The organism is Nitrososphaera sp. (assembly GCF_013388945.1).
GTDB lineage: Archaea > Thermoproteota > Nitrososphaeria > Nitrososphaerales > Nitrososphaeraceae > Nitrososphaera.
Map to the genome: position 1 here is coordinate 132,023 of NZ_JACAEH010000014.1, position 18,507 is coordinate 150,529.

Genomic DNA, 18,507 nt, shown 5'->3' on the forward strand with positions numbered 1-18,507 from the left:
ATATATGTTTTTCACATGCCGAGCTTGCGCGCCTTCTCGTCGAACCTGGCCCTGAACTTGGGAACGTTGATTATGAACCTCTCGTGCCTGCCCTCCCCTATCCTGTCGAGCCTGTCGCTTGCCTCTACCTCGAACATGACCCGCCTGCCGTCCACCGATACCACTGTTGCCTTCAAGAACACCTGCGCGCCCACAGGGGTCGCCGCCAGGTGCTTAATGTCCACGATGGTGCCGACAGAATCCCAGTCGCTCTCCGGTATTGCCTGCTCCTTTAGCAAGAGCCTGCAGGTCTCCTCCATCTCCATTATCATTGCCGGCGTCGACAGCACGTTTTCCCCTTCCCAGAGAAAGCTTGTCGTCATGTTCGAGCCTACCGTTATCTCCCTCTTTTTGGTGGCCCCGACCTTCAGCCTTGATGCAAAATCAGCGCTCATCTTGGATTCCTTTGATCATCTGGCTTAAAACCTGTGCCGGCGCTCGTCCACCTTGTGTTCCTTTTCTTCCTTGACGTGGTGGAGCCTGTCTTTTTCGTGGAGGAAAAGCTTGCCGCAACTTGCGCATTTCACGACGTGGCGCTTGTGGGCTTGCTGGGCGTGGCTCACAAGCTCGTCATAGCTTTTGAACCTGGCGCGGCATTCCTCGCACTCGTGCTTGCTGAAGAGGCCCACGAGATGTCATAAACAAAGCTTGCTAAAAAGATGTCTGAAAAAGAAAGGGTAGCGACCCCGCGTTTACCTGCTACGCCTCATGCTTGAGGCAATCGCATAGGCCAGGCCGACGATGAGGCCAAAAGCCAGCGGAATCCATACCGGGAAAGCGGCCGGGTCGATCTGTCTGAACAGAGCTTCGAACATGCCAGATGGTTGATAGCACAAGTATATTAGATTTTCTACAGCATTCCTCCCGTGCGGGCCCCGGCTATACATTAAATTACCCCAAGGGGAAAGTGCTTCATCATGAAGATGCTGAAGGAGATTCGCAAGTTCTGCCCCAAGTGCAAGACGCACACTATCCAGTCTGTGGCCCTGTACAAGAAGGGCAAGGACAGGACGGTAGCAGAAGGCGCACGCAGGCACGCCGAGGACAAGAAGGGATACGGCGGCCAAAAGTTCCCCGAGCTGAAGAGGACTGCCAAGACCTCCAAAAAGATGACTTTGCGCTATACATGCAAGACTTGCCAGAGAAAGACCATGAAAGAAGGAATGAGGATACGCAAGCTGGAGATAGCATAGGCATGAAGCGCGAAATGATCCCAGTTCCAAAACCAAGGAGCAATTTCCTGACGGTCCAGTGCGAGAAGTGCAGCGCAACAACGACGGTGTTCTCTCACACGACGGCAAACATCAAGTGCTCCGGCTGCGGCGAGCCGATTGCGCAGAGCAGCGGCTCAAAGGCCAGGATACTTGGCAAAGTCGTCGCCACGCTTGACCAGTGACTCGGCAAGCTCTTTTTCCCTTTTTGTGTTGACGTTTACCGCCGTTTCTGCCCTGTTCATGACGACGTAGCGCTCTTCGACGGGTCCTGAAACTTGCGAGTCAAACAGCGTTATGCCCGAGTGGCACAGGTTGCCGACAAGCACGCTTGGAGTCAGGCCAAGCTTTTCCACAAAGCTTTTCTCTGCCGCAAGCGAGACGGCAGGACCGCTTTCTTTTTCAAGAAGGTCAAGCACATCGCGCACCACGGCTAGCGTGAGAAGCGGCACGTCGGCAGGGACTACAAGAACCTTCTCAGGTACAAGCTTTGCCAGAAGGAGCGACAGGTCCTGCGGGTAGCCGGCGCCCGGCGTGTCTATTATCTCGACGCCTTTTGCGGCCAGCAGCTTTCTTGTCAAGGGGGTCTTGGGCGACACGGCCGCGACCACCCTTGCAAACCTGCCCGACTTGTCAAGCGCGCCTATCACCCGCTCGACGTAGCGCTTTCCTGCAAGTTCCAGCATCGGCTTTTCGCCGGCTCCGAGCCTAGATCCGGCGCCACCGCACATGACTGCGGCTATCAAAGCATCACCGACGACAGCACTATCAGCGACGCAAGCCGGGTCACTTCGTTTGACGCTCCAAGTACGTCGCCAGAGATCCCGCCAAAGCTCTTCTTCGAGGCGTGGCGCATCAGCGCCCCAAGCGCTATCGAGACGCCAAGCGCCACCATGCCGGCATAGCCGGAGGCAAACCAGACTATTGGGATCATGATTCCAGTCGCGGCGGCCATCCGGCGCCCGTCCTTCATGGCAGCCGTAAAGGGCGAGCTGAACCCCTCCCACGCAGACGTGCCCCTGTAGGTCAAAAGCACCATGATGTATTTTGCTATCACTTCAGCCGCGATTATGCTTGTCAGGATCTGAAAGCCGGAAAGGCCGGAGCCAAACACGATTATCATGCCGGCAAAGTACATGACAAGCGCCGCGACGCCGGCCGAGCCGACGGCCGGGTCGAGCATCGCCTTGCGCTTGACTTCCTTGTCGCCCTTTGCCATGAGCCCGTCCGCAAAGTCGGCAAGCGCGTCGGTGTGGTGCACGCCCGTGAGTATGACGAGGCTGCCGGCCACGATGAGGCCGACCAGCAGCGGGTGCAAAAAGGGCGATATGCCAAACGCCATGCCGCCCACGATGCCGCCAATGACTACGCCGGCAAGCGGGAATAGGTACATGTTTTTTGCGACATAGTGTATGTCATGGATTTTGCCAGCCGGCAGTATGGTCAGAAACGCAAGCACGGACTGTATCGGCCTAAGGGATGCCAAGCAAAAGCCTCCACCAGCCGGCCAGATACAGGACGGACATCGCCGGTGTCGAGAACGCGGCGAACAGCAAGACCGTCGTCAGCTTCATTATCGAAACAGCCTGGCGGCACTTTTCTATAGTCGCCGGCTCCTGCGAGTCGCCAAGCGCATAGTGGCCTATCTTCTCAAGCCTGACCCTGAGTGCGCCGGCCATGGTAGCCATGGGGTAGCCGGCGTTTGGCGAGAACGTCTTGGCGTGGTCGCGCTGCAGCATGCGTGCTGAATTCTTCCAGTCAGCGCCGATGATTTTTGCCGAGACCACCATCAGAGAGGCGGTTATCCTTGCAGGGATGTAGTTGGCAAGCGTGTCAAGCCGCGCGGACATCCAGCCGATGTTGCTATAGTACTCGTCCTTGTAGCCTACCATCGAGTCAAGGGTGTTTATCACCCTGTACGCAAAGGCGCCTGCGGGCCCGAAAAGCGAGTAATAGAAAACCGGCCCTGCGATCCCGTCAACCGTGCTTTCGCCCACGCACTCTATAGTCGCCGACAGGACATGCTGCTCGTCAAGGTCGTCTGTTTTGCGCCTAACTATCATGGAAAGGTTCTGCCTTGCCCCGGGCAGGTCGCCCCTCTCAAGGCAGCCGGTTATTGCCATGGCATGTTTTTCCATGCCCCTTACGGCCACAGTCACCTTCAGGATGATAGCAGAAAACGCGCCAAGCGTAAAAAGGCCTGCAAGATGCAAGCTTGCAACTGCTGCAAAGTGCACCGCAAGCGCAAGCAGGCCGACTAGCAGCAGCGCAAACGCCGCCCCTTTTGCCCTTTCAACTGTTGCAGAACCTGACTTTAATCTTGGAACGAAATACCCGACGAGCCTGCCGAGCCACGCCACCGGGTGGTAGCGGTTAGGCGGGTCTCCAAAGGCCCAGTCAAGTGCAAGCCCGCCGGCGAGCGCTGCAATAAGTGTAATCAAAGGCCAGCCACCTTTTCCAGCTTGGGAATGTCGACGCTCTCACTTATTGCCTTTGCGAGCAGGCCTATCTGCCAGTCCCACGACTCCTGCGGCAGGTCCGGCCTGCCGGGGCCGCCCGTGAGCGAGTCTTCCTCGGGCAGGTCAAAATCAATTTTCGGTATGACTCCAAGGACGCGCTTTTTTGTAAGGTTGTAAATCTGCTTTATGCCCGGCTCGAGCAGCGACTGGTCGCCCCGGAACTTGTTTATCAAAAAGCCCTTGACAAGTGCCCTGTGCCTTGCCTTTAGCAGCTGCATCGTCCCTGCGATGCTTGCAAAGCAGCCGCCCCGCTCGATGTCGGCGACTATGATGACCGGAGCCTTTGCCCTTTCGGCGATGAGCATGTTTGCAATGTCGTATTTTGAGATGTTCACCTCAGCAGGCGAGCCGGCGCCTTCCATCACAACAATGTCGTGCTCTTTGCGCAGGCTGTCAAGCGCCTTGAGCGCTACAGGCAGCCCTTGCTTGAGCGCAAACTTTTCGTAATAATCCTTGGCGTGCATCTCGGCGTAGAACCTGCCGTTTACAAGCACCTCGCTCCGGTAGTCGCCAAGAGGCTTCAGAAGCACAGGGTTCATCAGTGCGCTTGGCTGCACCCTTGCTGCCACTGCCTGTATCGCCTGCGCCCGGGCCATCTTGCAGCCGTCCCCTGTCGAGTAGAGGTTGGACGACATGTTCTGCGCCTTGTACGGCGCGACCTTGTAGCCGGCGTCAGAAAACAGCCGGCACAGTCCGGTGACAAGCGTGCTCTTGCCAGAGCCTGACGAGGTCCCCTGGATCATGAGGAGCCTAGCGCGCCTTGCCATTTTCCATCCTCTCAAGTGCTTTCAAAACAATCAGGTTCTCCCTGTGCGTTTTCACGGCTATCCTGACGTGCTGCGAGCCCATGCCCGTGAACGTGCTGCAGTCCCTGACAAGCACGCCGGTCTTTTTCAACAGCTGGTCGCGAAACCCAGTCGAGTCGCGGCCGTCCAGCTTTACAAGGAAATAGTTGGCGTCTGATGCAAGTGGTGTGAACGACTGCATTTTCTTGATCCTGTCGTGTATGAACTTTCTTTCTTTTTTGACAAGCTTTGCAGCCCTTGCGACGTGGGCCCTGTCTGAAACCGCGGCGACGCCTGCTGCCTGCGCAAGGCCGTTGACGTTCCACGGCACCCTGAACGCAGACAGCTTTTCAACAACAGCCGGCGACGAGACGCTGTAGCCCACCCTCAGGCCGGCAAGCCCGTGCGACTTTGTGAGGGAGCGCAAGACCACGAGGTTGTCATGCCCATTTACCATGTCGACAAGCGTCTCTGCCCTGTCTGCAAGCTCGATAAAGCACTCGTCGAGCAGTATCTTTGTCGAGCTGTCGATACTTTCGATTATTTTCTTTATCTCGTTGGTCGCTAGCAAGCCGGTGGGGTTGTTTGGGTTGCAGAGAAAAACCGCGTCGGCTCCGCGGGCGGCGTCAATGACTGCGCCGGCATCAAGGTGCAAGTCCGGTGCAAGCGGCACGAAAGTTATGCTGGCGCCGGCCCTCTGCGACGCAAGCTCGTACTCGCAGAAAGTGGGCGCCGGGATTACAACGCGCCTTTTTGCAAACGCCTGCGCAAACCAGTGCACAATCTCTACCGCGCCGTTTCCAACCGCTATCCTGCCGGCGTCGGTTCCGAGGTGGCGCGCTAGGCTCTCTCTCAAGCTGGTGCATTCAGGGTCCGGGTAAACAGGCGCAAGCGACGACGCGCCTTTCTCGATAACCCGGATGGCCTTTTTCGGGGCGCCAAGCGGGTTGACGCTAGAGCTGCAGTCCACCCTGACCTGCCTGTGGTCCACCGAATAGATGCCACCGTGCGAGCAGGCGCCTGTCACACCGGGTTATTGCCGCAGTCTGTATTTAGAATGTACGCCTTTGTTCCTGCTCCTCCGGATCTGAAATAAGCTCTAGAAAATACTTATCTAAAAGGTAATCAGAACATGGTTATCACCTGTTATGGTTAAATTTACTGTCGGCATGAACAATGGCTGGTTTGCTGACAAGTACGCAGTTGACCTTGGCTACAACCAGTTTTCAGGATCAGAGCTGTGGCACTGGCCTCACACCGATCCGATACCGATAGACCTCAGCAAGCCTGACCCTAACCCGCCCAGGCCTTTGCTCTCTGACCATCCAGAGCTCATAGACCAGTATTTCTCTCAGGTTCAGGGGATCGATGTGGTAAGGATATGGGTTTTCGAGAGGCTTGAAGGAATCAGGTTTGACGCAAGCAACAGAATCGTTGGAATCGACAATGAGCTGCTGAACAATGCGCTTGCTATTCTAGACTCTGCCAATGCGCATGGGGTGAAGGTCTATTTCTGCCTCTTTGACTCGTGGGTCGTAAAGCATGAACCTCCTCAAGGCCTGCCGGCATCCAGAATAAGCAATTACAATGGCTGGCATGCAGCTGTAAAGAGTATCATGAAATCGATAGTAGAGAACCCGTCTGATTTTGTAAACCTGGTCCTCCAGCCATTTGTTAATGCCATAGCTAACCATCCGGCTGTTTATGCCATCGACGTCATGAACGAGCCGGAAGGAATGACTCTAAATACACTGACTGTAAGCAACTCGGCAATGCGTAACTACATTAGCCAATGTTGTAGTGTTATCAGGCCCCGGTTCAAGGCAAGCGTGGGTTGCATGAGAAGCGGTACTGCAAAGGGTTACTCAAATCTGCCTGTTGATTTCTGCGACTTCCATTCGTACAATGATGTTGCAAGTCTGATATCCTATGCAGCAAGCAGCTACAATAACAAACCGTGTATAATCGGGGAATGTGGATACCCGGTCGGCCGACCAGTATCATCAAGGAGTGCGAATGAAGTGCAGACTGCAAAAGACTATGTCACCATGGCGCTTAACAAGGGATACTCCAGCTGCCTCCTCTGGAACAGCTATACAAGCGATGCCAACAGGATGGAGGTAGAACAGTGGTCCAAGCAATTCGCAAGCAACAACCACCAGGTCCAGCCAGCTCCTGCCATGACTTTCTGGGAATGGCTCCTGAGCTTGTTTGGCATAGCATAACGGATAAGGTTCCTTATGTCCTCGCAAGAATCTCGTAGTATTGATTCTCGTATATTGTATGATAGTATAGGTCAAGCTCGCTCCTGTGGTCACTCCAGTACTTTGCAGGCTCTACACCATCCGAATCTGGCACTTTGGAAATAACTATCAACGTGTTATCGGATTGCCAAGGTTCGCGAAACGATTGTTTCCATGTGCTGGATTCGATTATGGAGTCAAAGTTTCTAAGGGCTATCCCGCTGGCTACCATTATCCTGTGCTCCTGCGCAGAGCCCGTGATTATCATTACCGAACCCGTGCCATCGTAAATCGAGCCAAGTTTCTCACCTGTCTGAATTGCAATCGGAGTCTCTTTGTACCCAAAACCACCTTTGGCGTCAGCAAGAGTCACGACAGGTCCAAAAGCAAGGGCAACCGGCAGAAATGCAAACAGCGCTGCAACAACCCCTGCCAAAAGCAGCTTGTTGTTTGCTATTATTTTTGGCTGTTTTGAGATATAGATTCCTGCAAGGACTATCAATAATGGTGCCAGCAGGACGACGAACCTAGAATTGAACCACAGGGTCATCTCGCCGATTCCAATGAGCATTGAAACAATGGTAAATATCGGGGCCGCTGCAAGAAAAGCAAGCAGGTGTCTTGTTCCGCCGGCTCCGCCTATTGTTCTTCTGTGCACTAGATATGCAATAGCCGCCGCGGCCAAAAGAACGGGCCCGTAAGCCATTACTGCTGTTATCCCGTAGACGCTTATGACGTTGTACGGCTGCAAAACGAGGCTTTCGCGTACCGGCCTGTTGAGCGCCTGCGACGCCGCAGAATAGTACTGTGCATTGGCGAATTCCAGCGGATCACCATATTTTACTTCGTTGAATGCAAGCCAGAACATTATTCCTGACAGGGAGATGACCACTATGGCTGCGGCGCCCAGAACAGTAAGGCTGTTTGCAGTCCTTTCTTGTCTCTTGTGAAGGATCGTTATCGCAACGGAAACCATGAGGAAAATAGGTAGAATCCAGCCCTCATACCTGCAAAGCGTGGCTGCAGAAACAAAAGCCGCGCATACAAGAAGATACTTCAAATTGCCCTGCGAGCCGCCTTTGTACTCCTCGATCCATCTTAGAAGATAGAATGCCGAGCCAACAAAAAAGAGCATAAACGGCGCTTCGGTCATGGCGGTGATGCCTAGATACATAAAGTTAGGATTGAGCGCGTAGAGCAGGGCACCTGCAAGAGCAACGTACGGTATGAGATGTATCTTGATGTTTGGAATTCTTGACAAGACTCTTGCCGTTATCTTGTACAGAAAGATGGAAGTAAGTGCCAAGCTTGAAAGACTTATTGTAAGGCCTGCAAACCCGGAAAAAAATAGCCCGTCTATAAGCGATGGAAACATCAATAGAAAATGCGGAAGGGGAAGCCAGACGGTGCCTATCTGATCCCATCCCGGGTTCTCTTTCCAGTCAAACAGCTTTCGGCCAGCTATCAGGTGGGAGCCTGCATCCCCATAATATAACAATGCGTATTTGTCGACATTGTACATGTATAATGCAGTAACAAGTCCGCAAATCGTAATTATGATGAGTAGGAGACCAACATTTCTTCTGTGGTTAATATCATAGGCGCCTTTTTGGAGACCTGCTTCCAATTGGTAATGAATATGCCCTCTTGTCACAGTATAAAAGTTCACTGTTGTTGGCCTATAGAGACTGTATGATTTCTTTGGGATGCACTCATTCTCAGTGTGGAGCTCGTAATTTAACCGGCTTTATGCTATTTTCGTCTGTTAGGTTTATGAATTAATAAAAAATGGAAAGGAGAGGCGCGTCCTATGGACGAGTAAGCTCCGTCATTGAAAAGCCACCTTTGGCAGAAGCCGAGGCTCCTTGAACGCTATTGAAGATCTCTATTCCTGTTTCCATACCAACGATTTTGAAGTTAGCCCTGTCTCGGGGTCAGTTGATGTGCAACCCTGTTCCAAATCGTAGTGACTGCCAAAAGCGTTAGCGATGTGATTATTGATATTCATGGACCTCTCCCACCATGTATTTGATTGTACTTGTGTAATATCCAATATCACATTGTGGCGGTATACTACAATTCCATCTCCATTCTTGTCTTCACAAGTAGTATCAGTATACTGCACCCCTCCCACCGCATCATCTTGATCTGTGAATGATTTTTGTACCCAATTGCCTCCACTGTCTGTAACTGCATCCCACATAAAGTCGATTACAATATAGTTATTGCTCGTTGGCGCATCTATATCTTGCAACCATATGTCCGTGAGGTAGAAGGCAGTAGTAGTACCGTCAGCATTAGTTGAAGTTGGCTTTAAATCGTTAGTCCAAATCCATTGTCCTTTGAGAGTGTAATCATATGTGGATAGCATTGGGAACTTATCGGTGCTTTGTGTGCGCTTTGTAGGCGCTTTATTTTCAGTACTCGGATTCCACGGAGTACCCCATGGATCCTGTCCTTGTATCATTGCTTGCCAAGCAATACCATTCGCCGCTGATCCACTGTTTCTAACTTTTGCTTCGAAATAATTGTCTCTGTCAATCCATGTAGACCTATTTGGGTTGTCAGCACATGTGTCGAGTTTCCCGAACTTGTCTGCAAATACTGGATTGGTGTCATCATATGTAGGGTTCTGATAGTTTTTTACACCCCAGTAACCAATCCCGCAACCGATGCCTACATCATCGTTTGCAGTTATGGCAAACGCCAAGGGCATCCTGCTCCACTCGCTGCAATGATCAACACCACTCCTGCAGAGAGCATCAGAATACTCCTAAGCACATGCCTGTTGTTTACCCTCGTCTTGTTTACGCTCATCATAAAACACGAATGAAGAACGTGTCTTAGTTTTTTGGACGCGTATGGAGTCAGTCATCTACACTGTGGTCGCATTTTCCAAGTTTGACGCAAGATGACGCCTCTTGACACTATATGCACCATTTTATGCGAAGTGACAACGCTGCAGCCAAAACGGCTATCCAAATCGTCTTAATGTCGAGACTGATGACTATTATGGGAAGAGAAGGACGAAATGATAGACAGATAGCGCGGCCGGCGATGGTACTGGCCACAGCTATGGCCCTTGTCATCCTGGTAAGCGGCACCGCTATGCCTTTTGCCGCAGGCTCGCATGGTGGAACGCACAAGGCACAGGACCCTGGCTTTGGTTGCGGAGATTCGTACTGGGGAATAAAGAGTGGCCAGTATGAATATGACCAGTACAAATACGGTAAGGAAGACAACAATAACAACTGCGGCACGATTCTGTATACATATTACGGCAGAACCAACATCGTGAAGCTCCACACATTCCTGCCGGGCGACATGTCACAACAATATGCGACTCAGTGGCAGGCAGCAATTCAAGGCACAGACCCTTGGGGTAATTATGGCCAGTACGCTTGGGAACATCCGCCCGAAATACTCAATGGAAATGGGGCTTTCCCCGCTTCGACAAGTCCAAGCTACAACCTGAAGGCACAATGGCTTTGGACGAATGACGCCAAGCCGCTAACGGATAATGTATATGCAAACTACTTGACGAATCTATGGCTGGTGAACACCAACAGCTACATAGTAATAGACTTCATGTGGATGCAGCTGAAAAGCAATGGATCATCTCCCTATAGCTGGGTTCAAAACATCGTCACCGACCAGAGTTCGACAACAAAAGGAAACACTGCCAATCCAGCTTCTGGAATTCAATACTACCAACCGTATTGTGACCGTGAACCTGGTGCCGGAGGCACATACAAGAACGTCTATCACTACAATGTAGTACTGGACAATACCTCTCACGGATCAGGCCAGTGGATTGAGAAAGTTGCAAGCATCAATTCTATTCTGACCCAAGCTACTACCTATGGCGGCTATGTACAAGCGGGTCCATTTGGAAACTGCACAACACTTACGCCGGGAACAAGGTCCAGCTACTCTATAGTGGATGTAGAGTCAGGAATAGAAGTTGCGGCCGGTAGCTACGGTAAATCGGGGAAAGCTGAAGGTGGATTCTCCAACACCGACCTATACTACTAAGACTATCGCCTCCCTCTTTTTCTTTGTTATCTTAACGTTCAGTCGAGTACTATCGGCAGCTATTCCGGGAAAGTTTCCTTTACCCAATCATAGTATCAACCTCCAGAAACATTATTTATTTCGTCACCATTTGACGCAACATGATTCTGGAGACGTTGGTCAAGCGTGAGACTGCTAACAGAATAACACTGAGACTGCCAACTACTATCCTGCAGATTTTAAAAGAGGATGCAGACAAACGGGACATTTCACTTAATGCTCAAATTTCGAGTGTATTACGCAAGAACATCGTTTTTGAAAATAGCGTTAACGCCGTACCTAACATCACGATACCACATTTTTTGTTCAATAAAGTGCTTGACAATATTGATGAACGGTTTATTCAAGAGCTTGCCATGGAAGCTCCAAGTCAAATTAGAAAATCATTTATGAAAAGAGGAATTAGGTATGAATTGCAGGAGGTTATCAATGAGTATCTTATCCCCACGGGAAAGTATTGTGGCTGGTATAATTTTGTGTGCGAGGTCAAGAATGCACGATGCAGGCTTGTCTTTGAAACGCACTTGGGACGCCAGTGGACAAGCTTTCTTTTTGCATATGTTAAGGGCATTCTAAGCTCCCTGCAGGTATTCATAGAATTCGAATCAATGGATGATAATGTCATTGTCTTCATAGTAAGGACTCCAGACCGGTTGATGGCGTAAGAAGCTAGCTTCAATACCTTACAAGAGTATCTCCGCGCTAGAAAATCAGTAAAGACACAAAGTAGGCTAGTGGTTTTGTGGTGGTAGTGTAGAAAAGGATTTCTTGGTAGCGAGTATTAAAGTGAAAGCTAGTAATGAAGAAGCTAAGATAATCATTGTCACGCTACTAAATTCTGGAACGGGTCTGGCTAGCTGGATAGTCACTATTCGAGGATTAATGTCGTTTTCATCACCCTGTGGATAAATACGTTCATCGGAACCCTGAGCATTAGTTGCAAGATAAGCACCGTCAGGACTGATTACCGTATCAAGCCAGCCCCAATTGTCCATATACACTAACTCTCCGTTCTCCTTGGCTCCTTCAATAGAAACAATCCTCAAAACATAGTCTTCACCATTTTCACAGTTTCTTTCAAGATGGGGAGAATAAATCAGGAACTCGGCATTCGGACTGAAAGCTACATTGCTAATGCAGGTACGCGGTATGATTGTTCTAACAACTCCGCTTTGCAGGTTGATATATTTGATGCCATCCACTGTAGGAAAGGCGAACTTCTTGCCATCGGGACTAACGACAAACCGATCATTGTCAAATGTCATGAGGTTTCGCAGTTTTGAGCCTAGCTGGAGATTATCTTGAGGATAAAAGTGAAATGTGCTGTCGTGTGTAAGATAGACTGACGTATCATCTGCCTCACTTGCAACATCAAACCAACTAACATTGGAGCTATTTGTTATCTGATAGCTGACGCCCGTTCTAAGGTCATATCTGTAAATGTTTTCTGGGTACCTGTTTTCTGGGTCATTTCCCCCGACAAGATAGAAAATGCTGTCTCCGGATGAGGAGAACTTTGCTTGGTAAATTGTCAGCAAATAACCCTTGGGAAAATGATCACTAGGAGCACTTGTAGTTTCTAAGTCAAGTTTATTCACCTTGTTACCGTCCATAAGGTCGATCATTGCCAATGAATGAGGCTCGGCCGGCCCCAAAAGTTCGGGCTTACTAAAGTCGTAAAATCTAAAAAGTATGTATCTTCCATCTTGGCTCCAATCAAAAACGTGAATTTGCTCGACTCCGGTCGCATCTCTACTATTTATCATCTCTTTTAATGTAGTAGTATTTACGATGGTTCTAACTATTGTAGGCTTGAACATGCCATCACCCTGTGGAATCTGATAGTCACTGTCTGTATCTGTGACATCATTGATCGAGCCTGCAGCTGTTTTGAAAATCAAAAAATTTAGATCAGATGCAATTACTAAACTCAATATAGCAACAACACCAATTATCGGGAGACTGAAACTCGGCATCAGGTAATCACATTATGCAAGTCTATCCTTTTTAGCATTTTATCATTACAGATTTGCGATTTTCGATTGGCTAAACGATTATTAGTTCCATTTTGGAACAAAGCCGCAGTAATGCTAAAGGTAGCAGTAATAGGGGCCACCGGCGCCGTGGGCCAGGAGTTCATCGTCGCCCTCAACAAGCACAAGTGGTTCCAGATTACACAGATCGCAGCTTCTGAGCGCTCTGCGGGCAAGAAATACATCGACGCCATCCGCGACCCGAGCTCCGGCATCCTGAGGTGGCACAACCGAGAGGAAGTCCCCGAATATGCAAGGGACATGATAGTCAGCAAGGTAGACGACATCAAGCCCCAGAACTTTGACCTGATATTCACGGCACTAGAGTCGGACGACGCCAAGGTGATAGAGCCCAAGTTCGCAAAAACCACGCCGGTCATAAGCACCGCCGCGGCGTTTCGATACGAGCCGGACGTGCCCATTCTCATACCGGGCGTAAACGACTCGCACGTGGAGCTTTTGAGCGCGCAGAGCAAGAACCGGGGCTGGAAGGGGTTCATAGCGCCGCTTCCAAACTGTACCACGACGGGCCTTGCAATCACGCTAAAGCCGATACTTGACAAGTTCGGCATAGACAAAGTCTTGATGACATCGATGCAGGCGCTCTCTGGCGCGGGCAGGTCGCCCGGCGTCATAGCCCTTGACATCATGGACAACGTCATCCCCTACATACCAAAGGAGGAGGAGAAGGTGCAGATAGAGGCGAAAAAGATCCTCGGCTCGTTTGGAGACAGCTCGATAAAGCCGGCGGACTTTAGGGTCAGCTGCACCTGCACGCGCGTGCCTGTGATAGACGGCCACACAGAGACCGTGTTTGTCGAGACTGAAAAGCCGGCAGAGGCAGAGAGCGTCAAGAGAGAGATGCTTGACTTTTCAAAGAAGGTGTCGATAAAGGCACTCCCGACTGCTCCCAAAGACTACATCATCGTGCACGACGACCCGACCCGCCCCCAGCCGAGGATAGACCGGGAGATAAACGACGGCATGACTACGGTGGTCGGCAGGCTGCGCAAGGACACTGCCTTTGACAACGGGATAAAGTACGTGCTCCTGTCGCACAACGAAAAGATGGGCTCTGCCCGCGGCGCGGTCCTGCTTGCAGAGCTCCTGAAAGAAAAGGCGGCGCTTTGAGCGCCAGCCCGCACATTTCTGCGCGACTTTGTAAAATATTGAATTAAAACGGCGTTTGCCGTGATATTATACGTTTATTAACACCCCGCCTCTTAAGTTATGCTCGGCTCCCGATGGGAAAGATTGACGATCTTGACGTGAAAATATTGAGCGAGCTTGCCAAGGACGCCAGCATTTCCGTCCCGCGGCTTTCCAAGAAGATAAACGTCAACGCCTCGGTGGTCTACAGCAGGATAAAGCGCCTTGTAAAGAAGGGCCTGATAAAGAAGTTCACGATTGTGATAAACGACGAGGCGCTTGGCTTTAACGTCAAGGCGCTCACAGGCATCAACATGGACTCGAAACTGCGCGACAACGTATTGAACGAGCTTTTCAAGATCCCCGAAGTGCGGGAAGTATCAGAGGTCACGGGCAGGTTTGACATCCTGGTCACCATGACGTCGCACACCCTTGACGAGATGCACCAGCTCATCTCTGAAAAGATAGGCAGGATAGAGGGCATACAAAAGACCGAGACCTTTATCGAGATGCGCAAGACGGTGCGCGAGCTGGCCTATCCTGCCTCGATTTCCAAGTGACGTTTAAGCTATAAATAACATCTAGGGCACCTGTATCTCGGATCTCGACCCCTTGGACACAGTACGCCAGGTCTCGGTTGGCAGCAAGATAAAGGACTACTATGAAGTGACCAAGCCCAAGATCTGGTACCTGCTTGTTTTCACGGCCTTTGGCGCGGCCCTCACGGCGTCGCTCCTTTTTGACATATACCTGGACCCCATGACGTGGGCGCTTTTGATAGGCGGAGTCGCCGCAGGCTCGGCGGCTGCCGACACGCTGACAGGCTACAACGACCGGGACATCGACGCGATAATGGAGAGGACAAAGGGCAGGCCCATACCTTCTGGCAGGATAAAGCCGCAGAACGCGCTTGCATTTGGGATAATCCTCGCCGGCATATCTCTTGCCTGCGCCTGGTTCATCAACCCGCTTGCGTTTGGTCTGATGGCCTTTGGGCTCTTTGACAACATCATCGTCTACAGCAAGTGGCTCAAGAGGCGCAGCCAGTCAAACATCATCCTCGGCGGGTTTTCCGGCGGCGCGCCGGCGCTGATAGGCTACGTCGCCGTGACGACTATGAACATCGAGATTGGCCTCGTGATGGCCGGGCTCGTGTTCCTGTGGATACCGACGCACATCTGGAGCCTTGCGCTGCACGTGAAAAAGGACTACTCTGCCGCAAAGGTGCCGATGCTCCCGGTGGTGTCAAGCGAAAAGTCGTCTGTCAGGGTGATTGCAGGCACGACTGTCATGATGGTGGTGTTTTCGATTCTGCCGTTCTTTTTCAACCAGTTCGGGCTCATCTACCTAGTAACTGCAGGCGTGTTTGGCGCGGCCATGCTAGCGATGTCAATCTGGCTGCTCGTCAGGCCGAGCGAGAAGGCGTCGTGGACCGTCTTCAAGTTCTCAAGCCCCTACCTCACGGCGCTGTTCATAGCGTTCATGGTCGACGCAGGCTTCAAGTAGCCTTTTCGCACTCGTACAGGATTCTCGCTATCACGACGTGCGTCTCAAGGCCGATATCCTGTATGGAATAGGTGCAGTTGAAAAGCTGCGTAGTCTTTTCAGAGAAATGGCCCTTTGGGAATGCCCCGACCACAAAAGCGCAGTGGCCCGCCCTGTTCTTGGCAACGACTTGCTGCGCGCTTGACTGCACGCCGGCAGACGACAGGCCGACGACCCTGTCAGGCTCCAAGTCGCGTATCAGCTCTTCAAGCGTGCCGTCCTGTATCTCCAAGAGCACCTTCCCGTCGTCGCTTTTGACGGCGCCGTCCCTGAACAGGTTTGTCATGACGCCTTCGAACCGGAAAAATGACTTTGGGATGCGCAGGCCTTCTGCTACGCTGATGACCTTGTCGCCGTACGTGTGCACAAACACGTCAAGCTTGTTGTTGATGAAAAGAGGCGTCGCAAGGGCCTCCACGAGGGCAAAGTGCACGATGTCAGGCCTCCCGCGCTTCCAGCTCTCGTCGAGGTTCTTCATGGCCGCGTGGTGGTAGCTACGGTCAAGCAGCGTCTCTGACGCCTTTGCGCCCAGCCTGCGGGCGCGGCTTGACACCGCCGGGTGGCCGGCTATCTCTGCCGGCACCATTTCAAGGGCGGCCTCTGCCAGAACAAGCGTGAACTTCGTGGCATGCGGTTGGCCCGCATAATAATAAGAGTTTATCACCCGGCCGTTGCTACCGCTTTTTGCTTGAAGGACAAAAAGGCGCAGGCAAAAGAGCTCGCAAGGGAGAGGATAGAGATCCTGGTGGCCTCGGCGCTTGGCGAAAAGGACGAGGAGCTTGCAGGCAGGCTGGCCATGCTTGCGAAAAGGATAGCCATGCGCCACCGGGTGCGCCTGCCTTATCCTATACGCCAGCTTTTCTGCAAAAAGTGCAAGGCGTTCATAGTGCCGGGCAGGACGTCGCGCGTTAGGGTCGGCAGGTCAAAAACGAGGGCAGTCAGGCTGACCTGCGCAAGGTGCGGGCACACCTACAGGCGCATCCTGCCGTGATAAGGATTTATAAGGGCTCTGCAATTTTCCGAGTTACATGGCCAAAGTTTACGACGTTCCGGCCGACGAGCTTATCGCCAGGCTGGCCAGGCAGCTGAAGGAGGACGCAAAGGTCCAGCCCCCGGCATGGTCAGTGTTTGTCAAGACAGGCTCGCATGCCGAAAAGATCCCCCAGGACAAGGACTGGTGGTTTACAAGGTGCGCTTCTCTTCTGAGAAAGATTTACCTCCACGGCCCGGTAGGCGTCTCCGACCTCAAGGTGGAGTATGGCGGCCGCAAGAAGGTGGGCTACAACCTGGCACACCACCGCGACGCGGGCGGCGCAGTCGTCAGGCACGCGCTGCAGCAGCTTGAAGCCGCAGGCTACATCACCAAGGTGCCCAAGAAGGGCAGGGCAGTGACAAGCGAAGGCACAAAGAAGCTAGACCGGCTCGCAACCGAGATCCACAAGGAACTCGCCAAGGCCGCGCCGGCGCTCCAGCGCTACGCGTAAAATGTCTGCCCCGCAGGCCGGCGACGACGAGGCAAGAAAGCGGGAGGTAGAGGCGGCACGGCAGCGCGTACTTTTGTCGCTACTTGACGTGCAGGCCCGGCAGAGGCTTACAAACATCCGGCTGGTCAAGCCGGAGCTTGCCGCGGCCGTTGAAAACTATTTGATAAGCGCCGCGTCGTCGGGCAGGCTGAACAGGCCCCTTACCGACGAGGAATTAAAGCAGATTCTTTTGAGCATCCAGCAGCCAAAACGCGACTTTAAAATAGACAGGCGCTAAACGCCGGGCGTTGTTTTCCCACACCGTACTTAGTTAACTATTTAAGTTGAACTGGACGTTTTTGCTCCAATGAAGGCAGCAGTATTTCGAGAGTACAACAAAGACCCGACAAAGGTCATCAAGATTGAGGATATCGACGTTCCAAAGATAAAGCCAAACGAGGTCCTGATAAAGGTAGAGTCGGCGGCCTACAACTATAACGACCTGTGGGCCATCTGGGGCGAGCCGGTTAAGACTCCTCTGCCGCACATATCAGGCAGTGATGTTGCCGGCACCGTGGTCGAGGTGGGCTCTGACGTCCAGAAGCTCAAGGTAGGCGACAGGGTTGCCTCTCACTCGAACATGTCGTGCAGGGTGTGCGACGCCTGCACGTCGGGCAGGGAATACGACTGTAACGACAGGAGCATCTGGGGCTTCCAGACAGGCCCGCTCTGGGGCGGCTTTGCGCAGTACACGCACCTTCCAGAAGTAAACGTCGTAAAAATCGCAGACAACGTCTCGTTTGACGACGCGGCTGCAGTCTCGATGGTCGGCATGACCTCGTGGCACATGCTGGTAGGGCGCGCCAAGATAAGGCCCGGCCAGGTAGTGCTTATAATGGGCGGAGGCTCGGGCGTCGGCTCCATAGGCATCCAGATTGCCAAGCTGTACAACTGCACGGTCATTGCGACTGCAGGCAATCAGGACAAGCAGGACAAGTGCATCAAGCTCGGCGCAGACTATACCGTCAACCACCGCGAGCCGGATTGGTACAAGAAGGTGCGCGGCATAATGAAGGAGCTCGGGCAGCCGGCCGGCGTTGACGTGGTGTTTGAGCACATCGGCAAGGCGACCTTCCCGCAGGAAGTGGGCCTGCTCAAGATGGGAGGCACACTTGTTGCGACGGGCGCGACCACCGGCTACGACTCGACAATCGACCTGAGATACCTGTTCTTCAAGGGCACGAACCTCCTTGGCTCGACCCAGGGAACAAAGGCGGAGCTTGAGCAGGTGATGTACTGGGTGTCCAAGGGCAAGATAAAGCCGGTCGTGGACACGGTCCTTCCGTTCTCAGACATGGTCAAGGGCCACGTGATGATGGCAGAGGCCCAGCAGTTTGGCAAGATCCTGACAACCCCGCAAAAGCTCTGAGGGAAACATTTTTCCCC

At 52.3% G+C, this 18,507-nt stretch carries 24 protein-coding genes; 12 read left to right on the forward strand and 12 right to left on the reverse strand.

Annotation, left to right across the window (positions count from 1 at the left end):
* Positions 1-11: 11 nt before the first annotated feature.
* From HXY31_RS08045 to HXY31_RS08055, 3 genes are all read right to left on the reverse strand, one after another.
* Complete coding sequence (locus HXY31_RS08045) at positions 12-434, reverse strand: thioesterase family protein (RefSeq protein ID WP_292641735.1); 423 nt, start codon at positions 432-434, stop codon at positions 12-14.
* Between the two features lie 24 nt (positions 435-458).
* Positions 459-668, reverse strand: a complete 210-nt coding sequence (locus tag HXY31_RS08050) for an MJ0042-type zinc finger domain-containing protein (RefSeq protein ID WP_292641737.1) — start codon at positions 666-668, stop codon at positions 459-461.
* 63 nt (positions 669-731) lie between these two features.
* Positions 732-854: a hypothetical protein gene (locus HXY31_RS08055; RefSeq protein WP_292641739.1), complete on the reverse strand. Its 123-nt coding sequence runs from the start codon at positions 852-854 to the stop codon at positions 732-734.
* Between the two features lie 102 nt (positions 855-956).
* Here HXY31_RS08055 and HXY31_RS08060 point away from each other — a divergent pair, with 102 nt between their 5' ends.
* Both HXY31_RS08060 and HXY31_RS08065 read left to right on the forward strand, forming a co-directional pair.
* Positions 957-1,232: a 50S ribosomal protein L44e gene (locus tag HXY31_RS08060; protein ID WP_292641742.1), complete on the forward strand. Its 276-nt coding sequence runs from the start codon at positions 957-959 to the stop codon at positions 1,230-1,232.
* A gap of 2 nt (positions 1,233-1,234) precedes the next feature.
* On the forward strand, positions 1,235-1,435 hold the full coding sequence (locus HXY31_RS08065) for a 30S ribosomal protein S27e (RefSeq protein WP_292641745.1): 201 nt from the start codon (positions 1,235-1,237) through the stop codon (positions 1,433-1,435).
* Here HXY31_RS08065 and HXY31_RS08070 read toward each other — a convergent pair.
* Genes HXY31_RS08070 through HXY31_RS08090 form a run of 5 tightly spaced genes read right to left on the reverse strand, consistent with a single transcriptional unit; the run spans position 1,388 to position 5,581 of the window.
* Positions 1,388-1,996, reverse strand: a complete 609-nt coding sequence (locus HXY31_RS08070) for an NTP transferase domain-containing protein (protein WP_292641747.1) — start codon at positions 1,994-1,996, stop codon at positions 1,388-1,390. The two genes, HXY31_RS08065 and HXY31_RS08070, sit on opposite strands and share 48 nt — an antisense overlap.
* On the reverse strand, positions 1,993-2,736 hold the full coding sequence (gene cobS / locus HXY31_RS08075; protein WP_292641749.1) for an adenosylcobinamide-GDP ribazoletransferase: 744 nt from the start codon (positions 2,734-2,736) through the stop codon (positions 1,993-1,995). The genes HXY31_RS08070 and cobS overlap by 4 nt, the downstream gene beginning before the upstream one ends.
* On the reverse strand, positions 2,723-3,691 hold the full coding sequence (locus tag HXY31_RS08080) for a cobalamin biosynthesis protein (protein WP_292641751.1): 969 nt from the start codon (positions 3,689-3,691) through the stop codon (positions 2,723-2,725). Before HXY31_RS08080 ends, cobS begins: the two co-directional genes overlap by 14 nt.
* Positions 3,688-4,536, reverse strand: a complete 849-nt coding sequence (locus HXY31_RS08085) for a cobyric acid synthase (RefSeq protein WP_292641754.1) — start codon at positions 4,534-4,536, stop codon at positions 3,688-3,690. The genes HXY31_RS08080 and HXY31_RS08085 overlap by 4 nt, the downstream gene beginning before the upstream one ends.
* Positions 4,520-5,581 carry a histidinol-phosphate transaminase gene (locus HXY31_RS08090; protein WP_292641756.1) on the reverse strand — a complete coding sequence of 354 codons (1,062 nt, stop codon included), beginning with the start codon at positions 5,579-5,581 and terminating at the stop codon, positions 4,520-4,522. The genes HXY31_RS08085 and HXY31_RS08090 overlap by 17 nt, the downstream gene beginning before the upstream one ends.
* A gap of 142 nt (positions 5,582-5,723) precedes the next feature.
* On the opposite strand from HXY31_RS08090, the gene HXY31_RS08095 reads away from it, so the two are divergent.
* A complete protein-coding gene (locus tag HXY31_RS08095) occupies positions 5,724-6,779 on the forward strand; it encodes a hypothetical protein (protein WP_292641757.1) in 1,056 nt (351 codons plus the stop codon).
* Between the two features lie 13 nt (positions 6,780-6,792).
* Here HXY31_RS08095 and HXY31_RS08100 read toward each other — a convergent pair whose 3' ends face one another.
* Complete coding sequence (locus HXY31_RS08100; protein ID WP_292641760.1) at positions 6,793-8,424, reverse strand: glycosyltransferase family 39 protein; 1,632 nt, start codon at positions 8,422-8,424, stop codon at positions 6,793-6,795.
* Positions 8,425-8,682: 258 nt separating this feature from the next.
* The gene (locus HXY31_RS08105) at positions 8,683-9,507 is read right to left on the reverse strand and encodes a hypothetical protein (RefSeq protein WP_292641762.1); all 825 of its coding nucleotides are present in this window, start codon (positions 9,505-9,507) and stop codon (positions 8,683-8,685) included.
* Positions 9,508-9,854: 347 nt separating this feature from the next.
* On the opposite strand from HXY31_RS08105, the gene HXY31_RS08110 reads away from it, so the two are divergent.
* Positions 9,855-10,832, forward strand: a complete 978-nt coding sequence (locus HXY31_RS08110; protein ID WP_292641765.1) for a hypothetical protein — start codon at positions 9,855-9,857, stop codon at positions 10,830-10,832.
* Positions 10,833-10,972: 140 nt separating this feature from the next.
* Positions 10,973-11,536, forward strand: a complete 564-nt coding sequence (locus HXY31_RS08115) for a hypothetical protein (protein ID WP_292641768.1) — start codon at positions 10,973-10,975, stop codon at positions 11,534-11,536.
* Positions 11,537-11,602: 66 nt separating this feature from the next.
* Here the strand turns inward: HXY31_RS08115 and HXY31_RS08120 are convergent, their stop codons facing one another.
* Positions 11,603-12,847: a hypothetical protein gene (locus tag HXY31_RS08120; protein WP_292641770.1), complete on the reverse strand. Its 1,245-nt coding sequence runs from the start codon at positions 12,845-12,847 to the stop codon at positions 11,603-11,605.
* 111 nt (positions 12,848-12,958) lie between these two features.
* Between HXY31_RS08120 and asd the strand changes: the two genes are divergently transcribed.
* From asd to HXY31_RS08135, 3 genes are all read left to right on the forward strand, one after another.
* The gene (gene asd / locus HXY31_RS08125; RefSeq protein ID WP_292641773.1) at positions 12,959-14,035 is read left to right on the forward strand and encodes an aspartate-semialdehyde dehydrogenase; all 1,077 of its coding nucleotides are present in this window, start codon (positions 12,959-12,961) and stop codon (positions 14,033-14,035) included.
* Between the two features lie 113 nt (positions 14,036-14,148).
* Positions 14,149-14,613: an Lrp/AsnC family transcriptional regulator gene (locus HXY31_RS08130; protein WP_292641776.1), complete on the forward strand. Its 465-nt coding sequence runs from the start codon at positions 14,149-14,151 to the stop codon at positions 14,611-14,613.
* Between the two features lie 52 nt (positions 14,614-14,665).
* On the forward strand, positions 14,666-15,559 hold the full coding sequence (locus tag HXY31_RS08135; protein ID WP_292641779.1) for a heme o synthase: 894 nt from the start codon (positions 14,666-14,668) through the stop codon (positions 15,557-15,559).
* On the opposite strand, the gene HXY31_RS08140 is transcribed toward HXY31_RS08135, so the two are convergent.
* Complete coding sequence (locus HXY31_RS08140) at positions 15,552-16,262, reverse strand: ribosome biogenesis protein (RefSeq protein ID WP_292641782.1); 711 nt, start codon at positions 16,260-16,262, stop codon at positions 15,552-15,554. The two genes, HXY31_RS08135 and HXY31_RS08140, sit on opposite strands and share 8 nt — an antisense overlap.
* 24 nt (positions 16,263-16,286) lie before the next feature.
* Between HXY31_RS08140 and HXY31_RS08145 the strand changes: the two genes are divergently transcribed.
* From HXY31_RS08145 to HXY31_RS08160, 4 genes are all read left to right on the forward strand, one after another.
* Positions 16,287-16,589 (forward strand): RNase P subunit, encoded by a 303-nt coding sequence (locus HXY31_RS08145; RefSeq protein ID WP_292641785.1) that lies wholly within the window; start codon positions 16,287-16,289, stop codon positions 16,587-16,589.
* Positions 16,590-16,626: 37 nt separating this feature from the next.
* Positions 16,627-17,082, forward strand: coding sequence for a 30S ribosomal protein S19e (locus HXY31_RS08150; RefSeq protein ID WP_292641788.1), 456 nt, complete (start codon positions 16,627-16,629; stop codon positions 17,080-17,082).
* A gap of 1 nt (position 17,083) precedes the next feature.
* On the forward strand, positions 17,084-17,359 hold the full coding sequence (locus HXY31_RS08155) for a DNA-binding protein (RefSeq protein WP_292641792.1): 276 nt from the start codon (positions 17,084-17,086) through the stop codon (positions 17,357-17,359).
* 69 nt (positions 17,360-17,428) lie between these two features.
* Complete coding sequence (locus HXY31_RS08160; RefSeq protein WP_292641795.1) at positions 17,429-18,490, forward strand: zinc-binding dehydrogenase; 1,062 nt, start codon at positions 17,429-17,431, stop codon at positions 18,488-18,490.
* The last annotated feature ends 17 nt before the right edge of the window (positions 18,491-18,507 follow it).